General features: G+C 71.3%; 13 protein-coding genes. 10 read left to right on the forward strand and 3 right to left on the reverse strand.

The features are described from left to right. Positions 1-549: 549 nt before the first annotated feature. From HEB94_RS14225 to HEB94_RS14260, 9 genes are all read left to right on the forward strand, one after another. Complete coding sequence (locus HEB94_RS14225) at positions 550-1,857, forward strand: alpha/beta hydrolase family protein (protein ID WP_192750330.1); 1,308 nt, start codon at positions 550-552, stop codon at positions 1,855-1,857. Positions 1,858-1,961: 104 nt separating this feature from the next. Continuing rightward, positions 1,962-2,924 (forward strand): phytanoyl-CoA dioxygenase family protein, encoded by a 963-nt coding sequence (locus HEB94_RS14230; protein ID WP_192750331.1) that lies wholly within the window; start codon positions 1,962-1,964, stop codon positions 2,922-2,924. Positions 2,925-2,972: 48 nt separating this feature from the next. Then, positions 2,973-4,616, forward strand: coding sequence for an ABC transporter substrate-binding protein (locus tag HEB94_RS14235; RefSeq protein ID WP_238361525.1), 1,644 nt, complete (start codon positions 2,973-2,975; stop codon positions 4,614-4,616). Beyond that, positions 4,616-5,110, forward strand: a complete 495-nt coding sequence (locus tag HEB94_RS50585) for a hypothetical protein (RefSeq protein ID WP_238361526.1) — start codon at positions 4,616-4,618, stop codon at positions 5,108-5,110. Before HEB94_RS14235 ends, HEB94_RS50585 begins: the two co-directional genes overlap by 1 nt. A 63-nt stretch (positions 5,111-5,173) precedes the next feature. Beyond that, entirely contained in the window at positions 5,174-6,301 is a 1,128-nt protein-coding gene (locus tag HEB94_RS14240) for an NAD(P)-binding domain-containing protein (protein ID WP_192750332.1), read from the forward strand. Positions 6,302-6,445: 144 nt separating this feature from the next. Beyond that, a complete protein-coding gene (locus HEB94_RS14245; protein ID WP_192750333.1) occupies positions 6,446-7,123 on the forward strand; it encodes an ArsR/SmtB family transcription factor in 678 nt (225 codons plus the stop codon). A 46-nt stretch (positions 7,124-7,169) separates the two neighbouring features. Continuing rightward, the gene (locus tag HEB94_RS14250; RefSeq protein ID WP_202896345.1) at positions 7,170-8,177 is read left to right on the forward strand and encodes an ABC transporter ATP-binding protein; all 1,008 of its coding nucleotides are present in this window, start codon (positions 7,170-7,172) and stop codon (positions 8,175-8,177) included. After that, a complete protein-coding gene (locus HEB94_RS14255) occupies positions 8,158-8,895 on the forward strand; it encodes an ABC transporter permease (protein ID WP_192750334.1) in 738 nt (245 codons plus the stop codon). The genes HEB94_RS14250 and HEB94_RS14255 overlap by 20 nt, the downstream gene beginning before the upstream one ends. A 174-nt stretch (positions 8,896-9,069) precedes the next feature. Continuing rightward, positions 9,070-9,729, forward strand: coding sequence for a hypothetical protein (locus HEB94_RS14260; RefSeq protein ID WP_192750335.1), 660 nt, complete (start codon positions 9,070-9,072; stop codon positions 9,727-9,729). Positions 9,730-9,768: 39 nt separating this feature from the next. Here the strand turns inward: HEB94_RS14260 and HEB94_RS49250 are convergent, their stop codons facing one another. Both HEB94_RS49250 and HEB94_RS14270 read right to left on the reverse strand, forming a co-directional pair. Next, positions 9,769-11,562 (reverse strand): protein kinase domain-containing protein, encoded by a 1,794-nt coding sequence (locus HEB94_RS49250; RefSeq protein WP_202896346.1) that lies wholly within the window; start codon positions 11,560-11,562, stop codon positions 9,769-9,771. 87 nt (positions 11,563-11,649) lie between these two features. Further along, a complete protein-coding gene (locus tag HEB94_RS14270; protein WP_192750336.1) occupies positions 11,650-12,570 on the reverse strand; it encodes a M23 family metallopeptidase in 921 nt (306 codons plus the stop codon). A gap of 330 nt (positions 12,571-12,900) precedes the next feature. On the opposite strand from HEB94_RS14270, the gene HEB94_RS14275 reads away from it, so the two are divergent. Then, on the forward strand, positions 12,901-14,751 hold the full coding sequence (locus tag HEB94_RS14275) for a DNA polymerase (RefSeq protein ID WP_337917676.1): 1,851 nt from the start codon (positions 12,901-12,903) through the stop codon (positions 14,749-14,751). Between the two features lie 4 nt (positions 14,752-14,755). Here HEB94_RS14275 and HEB94_RS14280 read toward each other — a convergent pair whose 3' ends face one another. Next, a complete protein-coding gene (locus tag HEB94_RS14280) occupies positions 14,756-15,220 on the reverse strand; it encodes a Dps family protein (protein ID WP_337917677.1) in 465 nt (154 codons plus the stop codon). Positions 15,221-15,340: the final 120 nt, after the last annotated feature.

The raw sequence follows: 15,340 nt of genomic DNA on the forward strand, positions 1-15,340 counted from the left end.
CCGGCATGTCTCGCCCGGCCGCGTTGGTGGTTGCCGAAGGGCGGATCCAAGAGTTGCCGCGCGCATCCTGGCGAGCGGCGAGACGGCACTTTCACGCATGCTTGACCGTCCTCGACACGAGGTCTTGGTACAGCGCTTTGGTGGCCACACATTCGATGCATTGACACGGCCGTCGCCAGCGGACATGACTCACGAAGACGATGACGTGCAGGGGACGGTAGCGACGACGTTTTAACGTGTCAATGATGTTGACGTAATCTCAACCTCGGCTGTCCGTTGCCGGGCAGGCATGATCACGAACCGGTTAAGTAGATGCAGACGACGGTGCTGTGACCCTAGGTTTGGCGTCCTGACGTTCGTTTCAGCGTTCACTTCTTGGCGGCATCGCCTTCCTTTGGTGATCGCCACGCGCCGGCCCGAACGGCTGTGTGCGACCCTTGGGCGCGACCTTTGGCGCCGCCCTGGCGCGGGTGTCACCCCCGGGTATGACCACGGATCTGGCTCCGTGGCCGGACGCGACCGACGGCGAGTGGTTCCTACCGTGCCCGTATGACACGAACCACGAGTTCCGCTGCGATCAGCCGGCGTGAGCTGGTCGCCGTTCCTATGCTGGCGGGCCTGATAAGCACGGTCGGTACGGTCGCCGGTTTCGGCGGCCCTGGTCCGCGGGAAGCCGCAGCCGCCACGACGACCGCGACGCGCAAACTCCGGTTGCGGCTGCCGGAGCCGACCGGGCGGTACGCCGTCGGCTCGACCCGACTCGAGATGGTCGACCAGGACAGGTCCGACCCGTGGCACGACACCGACGCCCGGCGGGCGCTGATGGTCTCTGTCTTCTACCCCACGCGCGGCCGGCTGCCCGGACCGTATGCCGAGTCGCCGTACCTGCTGCCCGGCGAGGCCGCGACGTTCGACGACACCGCGGCCAACCTGCTGTTCCTCGGACTGCCGGAGGGCGCGATCGACTGGGCCGCTGTGCGGACACACGTTCGCGCCGACGCACCCGTGGCGGCCGGTCGCCATCCGGTGGTGTTGTACTCGCCCGGGCTGGGGGAGCCTCGCACCTTCGCCACCGGGATCGTGGCGGAGCTCGCGAGTCGCGGGTACGTCGTCGTGACGATCGACCACACCTTCGAGTCGCCGGCCGTGGAGTTCCCGGACGGTACGGTCGCGCGGATGCTGCCACCGGCGCCGGACCCGCGCACCTGGGTGCACACGATGATGGGGATCCGGGTGGCGGACGTGAGGTTCGTGCTGGACCAACTGGCGGCGCTGGCGCACCACGAGGTGCGGCCCCTGGCCGTGGCCGGGCGGGTTCCGCGCGGGCTGGCCGAGGCCCTGGACCTCGACCGGGTGGGCATGTTCGGCAAGTCTGCCGGGGGTTCCGCGGCCCTGCTGTCGATGGCCGCGGACCGCCGCATCTGGGCCGGGATCAACTTCGACGGCAACCTCGGCCTGAACCCGATGGACCCGGTCGGCGACCTGCCGGCGGCGGTGACCGACGGCGTGGACCGGCCCTTCCTCCTGCTCGCCAGTGACACCCCCGAGAACGACACCGTGCCCTCGTGGGAGGCGTTCATGGGCAACAGGCGGGGATGGAAGCGCTGGCTCACTCTGCTGGGTTCGCGGCACCACTCCTACTCCGACGCCGAGTCCTTCGTGTCCCAGGCCGCCGGACCGCTGCGGCTGCCGTCGGCGACGGTGGTCGACGACATCGGCACGATCCCGCCGCATCGCGCCATCGCGGTGGAGAACGCCTACGTGGCGGTGTTCTTCGACCACTGGCTGAAGGACCGTCCGACGCGGCTCTTCGACCATCCGTCGCCGCGCTACCCGGAGATGTCGTTGGAGCACTGAGCCACGGTGGGGCCGGTGCCGGTCGCCTTGTGCCGTTCGCTTGCTTTCGCCGCACCGCGACGCCTACGTTGCACGCAACCAGCCCCTCGAGCACGGAGGCGGTCATGGCAGCGCACACGTCGGCGACCGGTGCGGCCGCGACCGATGCGGCCGGTGCCAGTGCGGCCAACACCGATGCGGCCGAAACCGGTGAGAACCGCGGGGCGGGAACGCTCCCTGCCACGGACGGCGCCTTCGACGGACCCGTCCTCGACGCCGCCCGCGTCGACGGTGCCGACCTCGACGCCGACACTCTCACCCGGGCCCTGCGTACCCTGCGTGACGCCGGCATGTTGGTCATCGCGCACGCCTACACGGCCGAGCAGGTGGGGCGACTCCGGCGCAGCTACGACGCGCTGCTCCGGCGCGAGCTGGGCGCGGAGGAGACCGCGCGGGTCCAGCCCACCGACGGCGCGCGGCACGTCCAGATGCAGATGCCGCTGGTCCCGCCCTTCTCCGACGTGGAGACGGTCGCGCATACGGTGGTGGTGCGGATCCTCTCCGCTGTGCTCGGGGAGAGCTTCCACTGCTGCTACTACAACTCCAACACGGCCTTCCCCGGCTCGACCCACCAGCGGGTCCACCGGGACACGAATCCGGTGTTCGCGTCCGAGCAGAGCGTGCCCACACCGACGACCGCGCTGGTGTTGAACATTCCGCTGTGCGACTTCACTGTGGAGAACGGCGCCACCGAGGTCTGGCCGGGCTCCCACCTCATCGTCGACACGGCTGCCGACACCGGGCCGGGCGCCGACCTCACCACCCGCGCGCAGGCGCTCGCCTCGACCCGGGTGGACGTACCCACGGGCTCCGTCGTGTTGCGCGACCTGCGGTTGTGGCACCGCGGCGTACCCAACCACTCCGACGCGGCCCGCTCGATGCTCGCCGTCGTCTACCAGCGGGGCTGGCTGGCATGGCGTGCGCCGTCGCTTCGCGTCCCCGCGGCGACCTGGCAGACCTGGCCTGATCACGTCCGCTCCATCTTCGCGGCCGCTCCGGTCGAGCGAGGAGACCACACCGAGGCCTGACCACGAGCGCCCGGGGACACGGGCACCCTCGAGATTGGCGGTAGCAGGATGAAGCATCCCACGGACTCCAGCCGGCGTACCTTCCTCGTCGGCTCGGCCATGACCGCGGCCGTCGCCCTTCTCGGTGGATGCGCGGGCGACGGCGGCGGAGGAGCGAAGCAGGCCGGCGGGCCGCCGGCGGGCGGGAAGGTGAAGACCCCGGTCGGTTCGGAGACGAAGGCGTTGACACCGCCCGCGAAGTTCCGTGAGGCGCCGATGCTCACGAAGCTGGTCGAGGCGGGGACGCTGCCGCCGGTCGAGAAGCGGCTGCCGACCAAGCCGTACGTCGTTCCGCACCGCTGGGTGAAGACGGGCAACTACGGCGGATGGCTGCGGATGAGCACCCCCGACACCGCCAACGGTCAGATCCGGCAGTACATGTACGGCCACTCACCACTGCGCTGGCTCAACGACGGCATGGACATCGGCCCGGGTCTGGTCGAGAGCTGGGAGTCCAACGACGACGCGTCCCAGTGGACGCTGCACTTTCGCGAAGGACTGCGCTGGTCGGACGGGAAAACCTGGACCACCGCCGACATCATGTTCTGGTGGGAGGACCTGGTCCTCAACGAAGCGCACTCCGCGGTGCCACCGGATGAGATGCGGTCGGGCAAGGGCACCTTGGCGAAGGTCACCGCGCCCGACGACTTCACCCTCGTCCTCGACTACGACGCCCCGGCACCGTTGACCGCCGACCGGCTCGCGATGTGGGTCAAGGGCGGCAACGGCGACAACGGCCCGATCTGGATGCTGCCCAAGCACTTCGCGCAGCAGTTCCACCCGAAGTACAACCCGAAGGTGGGCGAGAACTGGGCCACCGCCGGCGGACCCTTCGAGCTCAACACCGACTTCGCCCGTAACCCTCGCTGCCCCACCATGACCGGGTGGCGGCTCTCGGCCTACCGGGAAGGTCAGTTCCTCCAGTGGGAACGCAACCCGTACTACTGGTGCGTCGACCGGGAGGGCGGCCAGCTTCCCTACGTCGACCGCCTCGTGATGAACGCCGTCAAGGATCCCGAGGTGGGCAAGCTGCAGTTGCAGCAGGGGAAGTTCGACTACGTACACGGGCCGTACGCCTCGCTCTCCCTCGCCGACGTCTCCGGGCTGAAGAGCACCAGCGCCCGCAGCGGAATGAACGTCTACCTGTGGGACGGCGGCGACGGCACCGGACCGACCGGCTTCTTCTTCAACTACGACTACAAGGATCCGGCCATGCGGGCCCTGATCCGCGAACCGAGGTTCCGGCAGGCGCTCTCGCTCGCCTTCAACCGCGCTGAGGTGCAGAAGTCCGTGCACTTCGGCACCGGCGAGCTGACCACCGGGACGATGAGCCCGAAGGCGATCGAGTACCACGTGAACGCCGAGGGCAGGAAGGTCTACCAGCAGTGGCGGGACAGCTTCGTGGGGCCGGACCCCGAGCAGGCGAAGAAGCTGCTCGACGAACTCGGGGTGGTCGACAAGGACGGCGACGGCAAGCGCGAACGCCCGGACGGAACCAAGCTCGCTATCCTCACCCATGCCGCCGACGCCGGTCAGGTCACCCAGCAGACCAACAACCTGATGCGACGGGACTGGGAGGCCATCGGCTGGACGTCCGGCTGGACCCGATCCCGCCGGAGTCACTCGGGCCACGGTGGGAGTCCGGTGACCTGATGACGCGTGCGGACTGGGGCGTGGGCGACGGCCCGAACTATCTCGTCTATCCGCAGTGGGTCGTCCCGATGGAGCCCTCCCGCTGGGCGCCGCTCGAGGGACAGTTCTACAACGTCCGGGGTACGCCGGCCGAGCACACCCAGCGCGACGTCGACCCGTTCCGGCGGACTCCGCCGCGGATGGAGCCGGAGAAGGGCGGCCCGATCGAGAAGCTGTGGGAGATCTACGACCGCTCCAAGGTGGAGCCGGACGAGCTGAAACGGCACCAGCTCGCCTGGGAGCTCACCAAGGTGCACATCGAGTTCGGCCCGTTCTTCCACGGGTCGGTGGCCAACACCCCGACGCTGACCGTCGCGCACAAGGATCTGCGCAACGTCCCGGTCCGGGAGAACCTCGCCATGGGCGGGTTCAGCCAGCCCTGGATCCATCCGACCCCCGCGGTCTACGACCCGGAGACCTACTTCTGGGCGAACCCGGACCGGCACACCGGCTGAGCGGGTCGGCCCGCCGGCGGCTGCTCGCGGGAAGGCTTCGGGTCGCCGGCGGGTTGGACAGGCGTGGGCAGCCAGACACGCGAGGTCGACGTAGTGGTGATCGGCGCCGGCCAGGCGGGCCTGTCGAGCGCTTACTTCCTGCGCCGCTTCGGCTTCGCTCCGGGTACGGGCCTCGTGGTCCTCGACGCCGACGCGCGGCCGGGAGGTGCCTGGCAACACCGGCCGGGGTCGCTCACGCTGTCGAAGGTGCACGGCATCTTCGACCTGCCGGGCAGCCACTTCCGCCCGACCGAGGCCGACCAGGCGAGGACGGCGGCGGCCGTCGTCTCGGACTACTACGGCGCGTACGAACGCCGATACGACCTGCGGGTCCGACGTCCGGTCCAGGTCCGCTCGGTACGCCGGGCCGATGCCCGGCTCCTCGTCAGCGCGTCCGGTACGGACGGGACACCCGGGGAGGAGTGGGCCGCCCGGGCCGTGGTCAACGCGACGGGTACGTGGCGGCGGCCGTACTGGCCGTACTACCCGGGCGCGAGTGACTTCGCCGGTCGGCAGTTGCACTACGCCGACTACCACGGCCCGGCCGAGTTCGCGGGACAGCGCGTCGTCGTGGTGGGCGGTGGACTCTCGGCGATGCAGGTCCTCTCCGAGATCGCCGACGTGGCGGCCTCGACGGCCTGGGTCACCCGAAGGCCGCCGGAGTTCCGCGACGGCGAGATCAACCCCGACGTGGGCCGAGAGGTGGTCGCGAAGGTGGAGGAGCGGGTGCGCGCCGGTCTTCCACCGGCGAGCGTCGTGAGCGTCACGGGCCTCGCGTACACCCCGGTCGTCCTGGAGGCGCTGCGCAAGGGCGCCCTCGACCGGCTGCCGATGTTCGACCGGATCATCGCGGACGGCGTGGTCTGGAACGACGGCCGGCGGGTGAACGCCGACGTGATCATCTGGGCGACGGGGTTCCGGGCGGTGATCGGGCACCTCGCGCCGCTGCGGCTGCGGGAGTCCGGCGGGGGGATCCGGATGGACGGGACGCGGGCGGTCGCCGAGCCCCGCCTGCACCTGGTGGGCTACGGCCCGTCGGCGAGCACGGTCGGCGCCAACCGGGCCGGGCGCGCCGCCGCCGGGGAGATCCGGGACCTGCTGGCCGCCGAGGACGAGTCGCTCCAGTCCGAACGCGGTGCCCGCGTCGGCTGATCCGAGTCCGGTGTCTGTCCTGACGTCAGTCCTGACGTGAGTGCGACACCGACGTCGCCGTCGAACGGGTGCCGAGATGTTCAAAGGGAATCTTTCGACAGAAGTCTTGCGAAAGAGAACTTTCGAAAGACATCCTTAGGGACCATGACCGATCGACCCGGCGGCGACTCGTCCGACGAACCCCACGAACCCGGCGAGCTGCCGCACCGGGAGCTCCGGGACGCGCAGACCCTGCGCGCCCTGGCCCATCCCGTACGCCTGCGAATCCTCGAGGAACTCGCCCACCGCGGCCCGGCCACCGCGACCGAGTTGGCCGATCGCCTGGGCAAGTCCGCGGCCAACTGCTCCTGGCACCTGCGCCAGCTCGCGCGCTTCGGCTTCCTCGAGGAGGCGCCGGGCGGCACCCGGCGGGAGCGGTACTGGCGGCTCGTCCTGCAGAGCCAGAGCTTCGGGCACTCCGACGCGAACGAGGAGCCCGAGCTGGCCCTGGCCGAGGACGCCGTCGCCGAGGTGATGCTCGCGCGGGAGGTCGAGGCGCTGAACGCCTGGCGTTCGGCGCGGCGTTCCGAGGCTCCGGAGTGGCGTGCGGGGAGCACGGAGTACCAGAACTGGACGTGGTTCACCGCCGAGGAGCTCTCTGCGTTCGCCGAGGACCTGAGCGAGGTGTTGGAGCGGCACCAGTCGCGGGTCCTCGCACGCATCGACCCGGCCCGGCGCCCGCCGGGCTGCCGGCCGGTCCGGTTGGTGGGCTGGGCGATCCCGGTCGGACCGGAGACCGAGACCGCGCGCGAGCGCGAGTCGACCGAGCCGACCGACCCGTGACCGAGCCGACTGATCCGTCCTGACGACAAGGGGAGGCCCCGGGGCGATGCGAAAGGATCACCACGAAGGACCGCCGCTGCTCGAGGTCGAGCAGCTGACCAAGGACTACCGGCGCGGAGTACGCGCCAACGACGACATCAGCCTGCGGGTCCCCGCCGGTCAGGTGTTCGGCCTGCTGGGACACAACGGCGCCGGCAAGACGACCCTGCTCAACCAGGTGATCGGCCTGGCCCGCCCGACCAGGGGTTCGATCCGGATCGACGGAGCCGACGCGGTGGCCGATCCCGCGATGGCCCGCCGGGTCTGTTCCATGCAGCCGCAGGCGCAGGCGCCGCTGGACGGCGTCACCCCACGGCAGGCGATCGAGCTGATGGCCCGGATCCGGGGGGCCCGCCGCCAGCAGGCCCGCCACCGTGCCGCGGAGCTGATCGACGCCCTCGACCTCGGCAGCTGGGCGGACACGTTGGGAGACCGGCTCTCCGGTGGAGTGCGCCGGCTGACGGCGTTCTGCATGATGGCCGCCGAACCAGGCCGGTTGGTGATGCTCGACGAGCCCACCAACGACGTCGACCCGGTACGCCGTCGCCTGCTGTGGGGCCAGATCCGGGCGCTCGCCGACCTCGGTTGCGCGGTGGTGCTGGTGACGCACAACGTCGTGGAGGCCGAACGCGCCGTGGAGCGCCTGGCCGTCCTCGACCAGGGGCGGGTGGTCGCGCAGGGCACCCCGGCCGAGTTGCGGGGCGACGACGGCGACCGGCTCCGGCTGGAGGTCGTCGCACCGGACGCCGCGGCCGCCGAGGCCCTCGCGTCGGCCCCGGCGGTTCCCGCATCCGCGCCGGCCGTCGCGTCCGGCCGCCGGATGGTCCTGACGATCGACGCCGTCCACGCCGCGGACGCACTGCGCTGGGCCCAGAACGAACGGACGGCCGGGCGAATCGAGGAGTTCTCGGTGACCCCGGTCAGCCTGGAGGACGTCTACATCCGGCTGGTCGGCTCCGGCCGGCCCCGGGACGAGCAGACCGAGGAGAACGGCGATGCGTCACTGGTTGCGTAGCTATGCCCTGCTCCTACGCTGGAGCCTGCTGCGGATGCGGACCGATCTGCCGCTCTTCCTGGTCGTCCAGACCGGGATGTCGGTCGGTGTCGTCGTCGGGTTCTCCTTCCTCGTGCCGATCGCCGACGAGGTGACGGCGCTGTACCTCACCACCGGCGCCATGACCGTCGGGTTGATCACCGTGGGAATGGTGGCCGCACCGCAGATCGTCGCCCAGCAGAAGCTCCAGGGCATCTTCGACTACCAGCGTTCGATGCCGGTGCCGCGACTCGCGATGCTGGCGGCGGACGCGACGGTCTGGATCGCCATCAACCTGCCGGGGTTGATCGTCGCGCTCGGCATCGGTGCATTGCGCTTCGACCTGGACTTCACCGTCAGCCCGCTGGTGATCCCCGCGGTGATTCTCGTGGCGACGGCCGCCGTGGCGATCGGCTACGGCGTCGCGTACGCCGTCAAGCCGGTCCTGGTCGGCGTCATCACCAACGCGGTCATCATCGTGGCCCTGATGTTCGCCCCGATCAACTACCCGGCCGACCGGCTGCCGGACTGGCTGGCCACCGTGCACCAGATCCTTCCGTTCGGCTACATGGCCCAGGCCATCCGGGAGACCGTCGACGTACCGAGCACGGGCGTACCGGTCCTGCCGTTCGTCGTCCTCGCCCTCTGGTGCGCGGCCGGTCTGGCGATCACCTCGCGCATCATGACCCGCCGTACCTGAACGGCACTCTGATCGACCCGGGTCGGCCGGCTGGTCGGTCGGCCGACCCAGGTCGTTGTCCACAGCTGATGCTTCCGAGCCCGCGGCGGCGATCTTGGCCGCGATATATTCCTGGCTCCACCCCCGCTTCGATCAAGCAGGGTGGCCCGCACCTTTGGGGAGGGGGACGGGCGGATGGACAAGATCGTCGAAGCCGCGTTCGGGATTCAGTCCGCCCTGTTCAGCCTGCTCATGCTGGTCGTCCTCGGCTTCTGGCTGCTGGTGCTGTCCGGCCGGCTCGGTGTCGACGCGCTCGACGGCGACAGCGGCGCTCCCGGTCGTTCGTCCCAGGGCGGCCGCATCGGCGGGTTCCTCGCCGGTTTCGGACTGGGTGGTGTGCCCGCCACCGTCGCGCTCTCCCTCCTCGTGACGCTCGCGTGGGCGGTCAGCGTCGTCGGCGCGGCCCTGCTCGACGCGAGCGGAGCAGACGTCGGACGCCGGCTTGAGCCGGCCGTGTTCCTCGCCCTGTTCGCTTTGATCGTCGGCTGGTTGGGCACCAGGCTCGCCTTGCTGCCGCTCCGTGCCGCGTTCGAGCGGGACCAGCCGATGTCCCGCCGCGAGTTGCTTGGTCAGGTCTGCGTCACCTGCACCGCCCGCGTCGACCGCTACTTCGGTCAGGCGGCAGTGACGGCGCGCAACGGTTCCGACGTCCTCATCCAGGTCCGCCAGGGTGGCGACGAGCCCCTCGTCGCCGGCAGTTCCGCGCTGATCTTCGACTACGACAGCGACGGGAAGTTCTTCTGGATCGCGCCCTACGACCCCGACCTCGACAGGCGTGGTCGCCGGCCGCGCTGACATCGGGCAGCGCCGCCCTCGACTACCTTCGCGGCCAGGTCAGGGGTTGGGGTCGAAGGCCCGCGGTGCGTGCCAGGCGAGCGCCGCACGCAGCTCACGTACCTCCCGCCTCCGCTGCCGGCGCCCCTGCTCGTGCGCGACCGGGAACAGCCGCAGCCCACCGTGGTAGCGGCGAAACGCCGCGGTGCCGAGCGTCCGCGGCGGTGTCGAACCATCCGCGAGCCAGACCACCAGCCAGGGGCGGGCGCCGTGCTCGACCACCCGCACCCGGGCGATCGAACGCCAGCCGAGGGACCAGCGCTGCCGTCCCCGGCGGACGACCAGGCCACTCGGACCGACCTCGAGGGAGAACGACGGGCGGGCCACCCGCATCAGCTGCCGGGTGGCGGCGGCGAAGAAGACGACGAAGAAGATCAGAGCGAGCAGTCGGACGCCCCGGTCGGCCCACCACGCCCGGTCGGCCCAGGCCGCGAGGGTGAGGCCGACGACGACCTGGCAGCAGGCCAACAGGAGAGCCTGCCAGCGGACGGTGCGGAACTGGACGGCGCCCACGTCGCGGTCCGGGGGCGCGGACGACGCGGACTCCGCGGACGGGTCCGGCCACTCCGATCCCAGCACCGAGTAGGAGCGCGTCTGCTGCGCGGCCGGCGGGGCCAGCGGCTGGTCCAGTGGCTGGCCGAGGGGTGGCAGTCCGGTCGAGGGCGGCCAGGGCTCCTGGTAGTGGACGTAGGGCCCGTACTCCGAACCTCCGCTCGAGTGCCGGAGATCCTGCTGGCCGGTGTGCGGCGGGTACGTCGGGCCCGTGCCTGCCTCCGATCCCCGCGAACCCGCCAGCGGGGTGGCGACGGGCATGGTGAGCCCGGTGCTCGCCGTGGCACTCGACGGGGAAGCACCCGCGGTCATCGAGTCGGGGCTCGACACCGGGCCGGACACGGGGATGGCGCCGGTCTGGTTGTGGAGTTCGGTGGCGTAGTGGTCGACCAGGGTCTGGACCGGCGCGGGCAGCCAGTCGGTGGACCCGGGTGCGAGCGGCTCGATGCCACCCAGCCGGGCGAGCAGGTGGCCGGGGGCGGGTCGCCGTCCGGGGTCGCGGTCCAGGCACGCCGCGATCACCTCGGCGAGGTCGGGTGGCAACCCGTCCAGGGTGGGCTCGGTGTACATCGCGCGGTACATCAGGGCGTCGCTCTGGCCGTCACCGAAGGGGCCGGTCCCCGTCGCGGCGTAGGTGAGGACGGCGCCGAGGGCGAACACGTCGCTCTCCGGACCGATGTGCCCACCGGTGATCTGCTCCGGCGACAGGAAGCCGGGGGTGCCGAGGAACGCCCCGGTCGCGGTGATCTTCGCGCGTTCGAGGGCCTGGGAGATACCGAAGTCGATGACGCGCGGACCGTCCGCGCCGAGGAGCACGTTGGAGGGCTTGAGGTCTCGATGGACCAGCCCGGCCGCGTGGATCGCGGTGAGTGCCTCGGCCAGTCCTGCGGAGAGGCGGCGTACGGCCGGCACCGGTAGCGGTCCGTGTTCGCTCACCGCTTGCTGCAGCGTGGGCCCGGCGACGTACTCCGTCGCGAGCCAGGGGTGGGCGGCCTCCGGGTCGGCGTCGACCACGGCGGCGGTCCAGAAGCCGCCGACCGCCCGGGCCATCTCGACCTCGCGGCGGAAGCGTTCGCGGAACTCCGGATCGTCGGCGAGTTCGGCGCGGGCGACCTTCACCGCCACCGGGCGGCCGCCGGGCGAGGTGCCGAGGTAGACGGTCCCCATGGCGCCACGGCCGAGGCGGCTGTGCAGGGTGTATGCGCCGACCCGAGCCGGGTCGTCGTCCTGCAGGGGCCGCACGCGCTCACTCCTCCTGAGATCGCCGGGCATTCCGGCGTCCGGGAAACGAGCTTAAGGGCAGTTCGGCGCGCCATCCATCGCGATTGCTCAGCAGGAGTTGGTGCTCGCCACCACGGGGAAGTGATCCGACTCGTGCAGCGCGTACTTCACGCCCTGGATGACGGGGTTGGTGATCTCGCCCGGGCTCGCACCCCAGCCGTCGTGGTTGCTGTCGTAGATCTGCTCGTAGTGCAGGTGGGCGATGCCGGTCCCGACGGATCCGACCAGCCCGATGCGCTGACCCAGAGCGACCTTCTGACCGGGCTGGACGTCGCGCTCCTCCATGTGGAGGTAGAGCGTGTACCAGCCGTTGCCGTGGTCGAGCTTCACACCGCCCGGATCCGACAGCTTGGACACGACGCCCGCGGCCGACGCCCGTACGACGGTGCCCCTGGTCTCGCCGTCCTCGTTGAAGAAGTCGATCTTCTTGTCCTCGGGCGCGTGACCGGCGTACGTCGTGAACTCCAGGTGGGTGCCGCACGCCACCGGTAGCTGGAAGTTGGGCCGTCCGTCCGCGAGCACCGTCCTGGCCGGCGCCGGCACCTTGGCCTTCGCGGTGACCGTCGGCTTGGACGCGGCCTTGGTCGCGTGCGGGGTCGGCGTCGGCTTCGCGGTCGCGGTCGGCGGCGCCGTCCTGCTGGCCGTGGGCGTCGGCGAGCCGGTCGCGTCGGGCGTCCGGCCGTCCCCTGACGTGGGGGTCTCGTGACCGTGCCGGTCGTAGGAGCGCGAGGCGCGGTCGCGCTCACGCTCGCGGGAGGTGGCGACCTGGTGCCCGACGGAGTCGGCGGCGAGGGTCGTGGCGCCATCGGCCGTGGCGTCACCGAAGCGGCCAGCCTTGTAGGCGGCGACCCAGGGCGAGGCGGCCCCCACGACGAGGGCGGCGGCACCGGCGGTGACGGCGATGCGCCGGAACGGTCCCGACTGTCCACGCCGGCGTTCGGCTCGGTGCTGCCCTGGCTTACGCCTCAAGAGATCTCCTTCGCTCGAAACAGTGCGCTGCGGCATGCCCGGACGAGCGCCTCCGCGCCCACGGGACGGCGGCGCGGAGTGGAAGGAGATCGCTACGAAGCGAACGTGGTGTCGATGCCTTCCGGGAGCCGTGTTGCGTTGGTGTGCCGATGCTTGTACCGCTTCGGCCCCCGTGGCCGACCTGGGCATTTTGCGGCATCCGACCCGCCGAGGACCAGTCGCCTGTCCACAATGCGGGAAGATGTGGTCGCGAGAACCCAGGAAAGATGGTCCGATACGAGGTTTGCCCGGCGCGTAACTGTGTCGGAGGGTGGCGGCAGGATGGCGGTTGTGCGACTTCCGGCATCGACCCCAGACGAGGTGGTGGCGGAGCTCGCCCCGGCGTTCGCCCAGGTCACCGGCGGTCAGGGCGCGCCGGTCGGACTGGTGGTGGTGCCGGGCGCCGGCCTGGGCCTGGCGGTGGGAGACGCCCGATGGGCCGTCCGTTCCGACCGCCCGGGAGCCCTCGTGGCGGAGATCGCCCGCCTCCATCGGCCGCGTTGGGTCTGGTGGGACGCACGCATGGGCGCTGGGCCGGTGTTGGCCGAAGGCACCCGGGTGCGCGCGTGCTGGGACCTCGCCGCCGTCCACCGAGTCCTCCACGGTGGGCGCCGGGACGATCCCGCGGCCGTGTGGGCCGCGGCCGAAGGGCTGCCCGAGCCACCGCCACCACAACGCGAGGTGACGTTGCTCGACCTGGACCCGTCAGAGGAGCGGTCGCAAGCCCCCGTCCGGCTCGACGGACAGCTGCACTCCGACTGGGCCGGCCAGCGCTGGATCCAGGATCGGACCGACCGCGGCGACCCCCGGGCAGTCGACGGTCCGCTGTCGAGGGCGGCGGTCTGGGCCGCGCTGGCCCTGCGGGTGCAGGCCGCCCAGGAGAGGGCGTTGCGGGCGCTGTCGGATCGCCGGCCGCGGCCACGGCCGTTGCCGCTCGCCCTGCTCACCGCCTACGCGGAGTCGGCGGCCGCCCTGCTCGCCGTGGAGTTGGCGTACGACGGACTCCCGATCGACCGGCCGGCGGCGGAGCGGTTCATCGCCTCGCACGTCGGTCCACGCGCCGTGCGACCCGCCGACGAGGTGGCCAACCGGGCCCGCCGCGACGCCGACGTCCTTCGCCACTTCCGCGGCGTCACCGGCATCGACCTGCGCAACCCGGCCCAGGTGCGCGACCTGCTCGCCAGGGTGGGGCTGACCCTGCCCGACACGCGGTCCTGGCGGCTGGAGCCGTTCCGCGACACCCATCCCGGCGTGGCCGCGCTGCTGGACTGGCGGAAGGCCGAACGCATCGCGACGACCTACGGCTACGGCTGGCTCGACCGACACGTCGGAGCCGACGACCGGCTCCGCGGCGCCTGGGCGGCCTCCGACGGTGCGGCGGGCCGGATGACCGCCCAGGCAGGTCTGCACAACCTGCCCGCCGACCTGCGTGTGGCGGTCGCCGCCGAGCCCGGCCACGTTCTGGTCCGCGCCGACCTCGGGCAGATCGAGCCGCGGGTGCTCGCCGCGGTCTCCGGCGACCGGGCGCTGACGCGAGCCACCATGGACGACGACCTGTACGCCCCGGTGGCCGCCCAGCTGAGGTGCGACCGGCCGACCGCGAAGGTCGCCGTCCTCGCCGCGATGTACGGCCAGACCTCCGGCACCGCGGGTGCGGCGTTGAAGCGGATGGAACGCGCCTACCCGGCTGCCATCGCCTACCTCCGTGCCGCCGAGCACGCCGGCCAGGTAGGCGAGGACATCCGTACCTTCGGTGGGCGACTGATCCGGCTTCGGCGCGAGGAGGCCGACGTCGTCGACGTGCCGGCCGCGGTCGACGCGCCACCCGGTGCGCGGAGCAGCCCCGCCGGGCGCCTGGGACACGGGCGTTTCGCGCGTAACGCCGTGATCCAGGGCGCGGCCGCGGAGCTGTTCAAGGCATGGGCGGCGGCGGTCCGTACCGGCCTGCAGGCCTTCGGCGGCCGGATCGTCCTGTGCCTGCACGACGAACTGTTGCTGCACGTCCCGGCGGACAACGCCGATGCCGCGGCCGACCTGCTGCGCGACGCCCTCGCGGGCACGTCGGACCTGTGGGCGGCCGGCAGCGGGGTCCGCTTCGTCGCCGACGTACGCGTGCTGGCGCGTTGGTCGGAGGCGAAGTAGCGGCTCAGGCCATCTGGACGGCGAACATCCAGCGGTGCGCCTCGAGCTCACGCAGAACGTCGATGACGATGTCCTGGCTCACCTGGTCCATCTCGTCGAGCGGCCCGAGCGCCGCGCGGGCCCGGCTGATGGTGGCGTCGAGCTGGTCGACGATCGCGCTGACGACTTTGTCGTCACTCAGGAAGCCCGGCGAGATCTCCGGCAGGTTGCTGGTGGTGGCCACGGTCGGCGGCCGGCCGTCGGCGGGTACGCCGAGGGCGACCAGCCGCTCGGCCACCTCGTCGGCGAAGCCGCGGGCATCCTTGATCACCTTGTCGAGACGCTGGTGGATCGGCAGGAAGAGCCGGCCCTGGACGTGCCAGTGCAGCTGCTTGCCGTTGAGTGCGAGTCCGAGCAGATCGACGAGTACCGGCTGCATGACCCGGGCGATGTCCTTCGCGGGCAGCGTGCCCGTTGACTTGGCGTTCACGACAACCCTCCCTCTCGTGTCTTCGGTTGGGAGATCGAACAAAACCTGGTTCCAGCCTGCTCGCGCATTGATCGTGATGCAAACGGTCGGTTCTTCGAATTGCTCGGCGGGGCCTCGGAA

Origin of the sequence: Actinopolymorpha pittospori (genome assembly GCF_014873875.1) — a bacterium.
GTDB lineage: Bacteria > Actinomycetota > Actinomycetes > Propionibacteriales > Actinopolymorphaceae > Actinopolymorpha > Actinopolymorpha pittospori.

Coding starts and splice junctions, on each gene's coding strand:
- HEB94_RS14225 (WP_192750330.1), top strand. CDS start 550: ATGACACGAACCACGAGTTCCGCTGCGATCAGCCGGCGTGAGCTGGTC.
- HEB94_RS14230 (WP_192750331.1), top strand. CDS start 1,962: ATGGCAGCGCACACGTCGGCGACCGGTGCGGCCGCGACCGATGCGGCC.
- HEB94_RS14235 (WP_238361525.1), top strand. CDS start 2,973: ATGAAGCATCCCACGGACTCCAGCCGGCGTACCTTCCTCGTCGGCTCG.
- HEB94_RS50585 (WP_238361526.1), top strand. CDS start 4,616: ATGACGCGTGCGGACTGGGGCGTGGGCGACGGCCCGAACTATCTCGTC.
- HEB94_RS14245 (WP_192750333.1), top strand. CDS start 6,446: ATGACCGATCGACCCGGCGGCGACTCGTCCGACGAACCCCACGAACCC.
- HEB94_RS14250 (WP_202896345.1), top strand. CDS start 7,170: ATGCGAAAGGATCACCACGAAGGACCGCCGCTGCTCGAGGTCGAGCAG.
- HEB94_RS14255 (WP_192750334.1), top strand. CDS start 8,158: ATGCGTCACTGGTTGCGTAGCTATGCCCTGCTCCTACGCTGGAGCCTG.
- HEB94_RS14260 (WP_192750335.1), top strand. CDS start 9,070: ATGGACAAGATCGTCGAAGCCGCGTTCGGGATTCAGTCCGCCCTGTTC.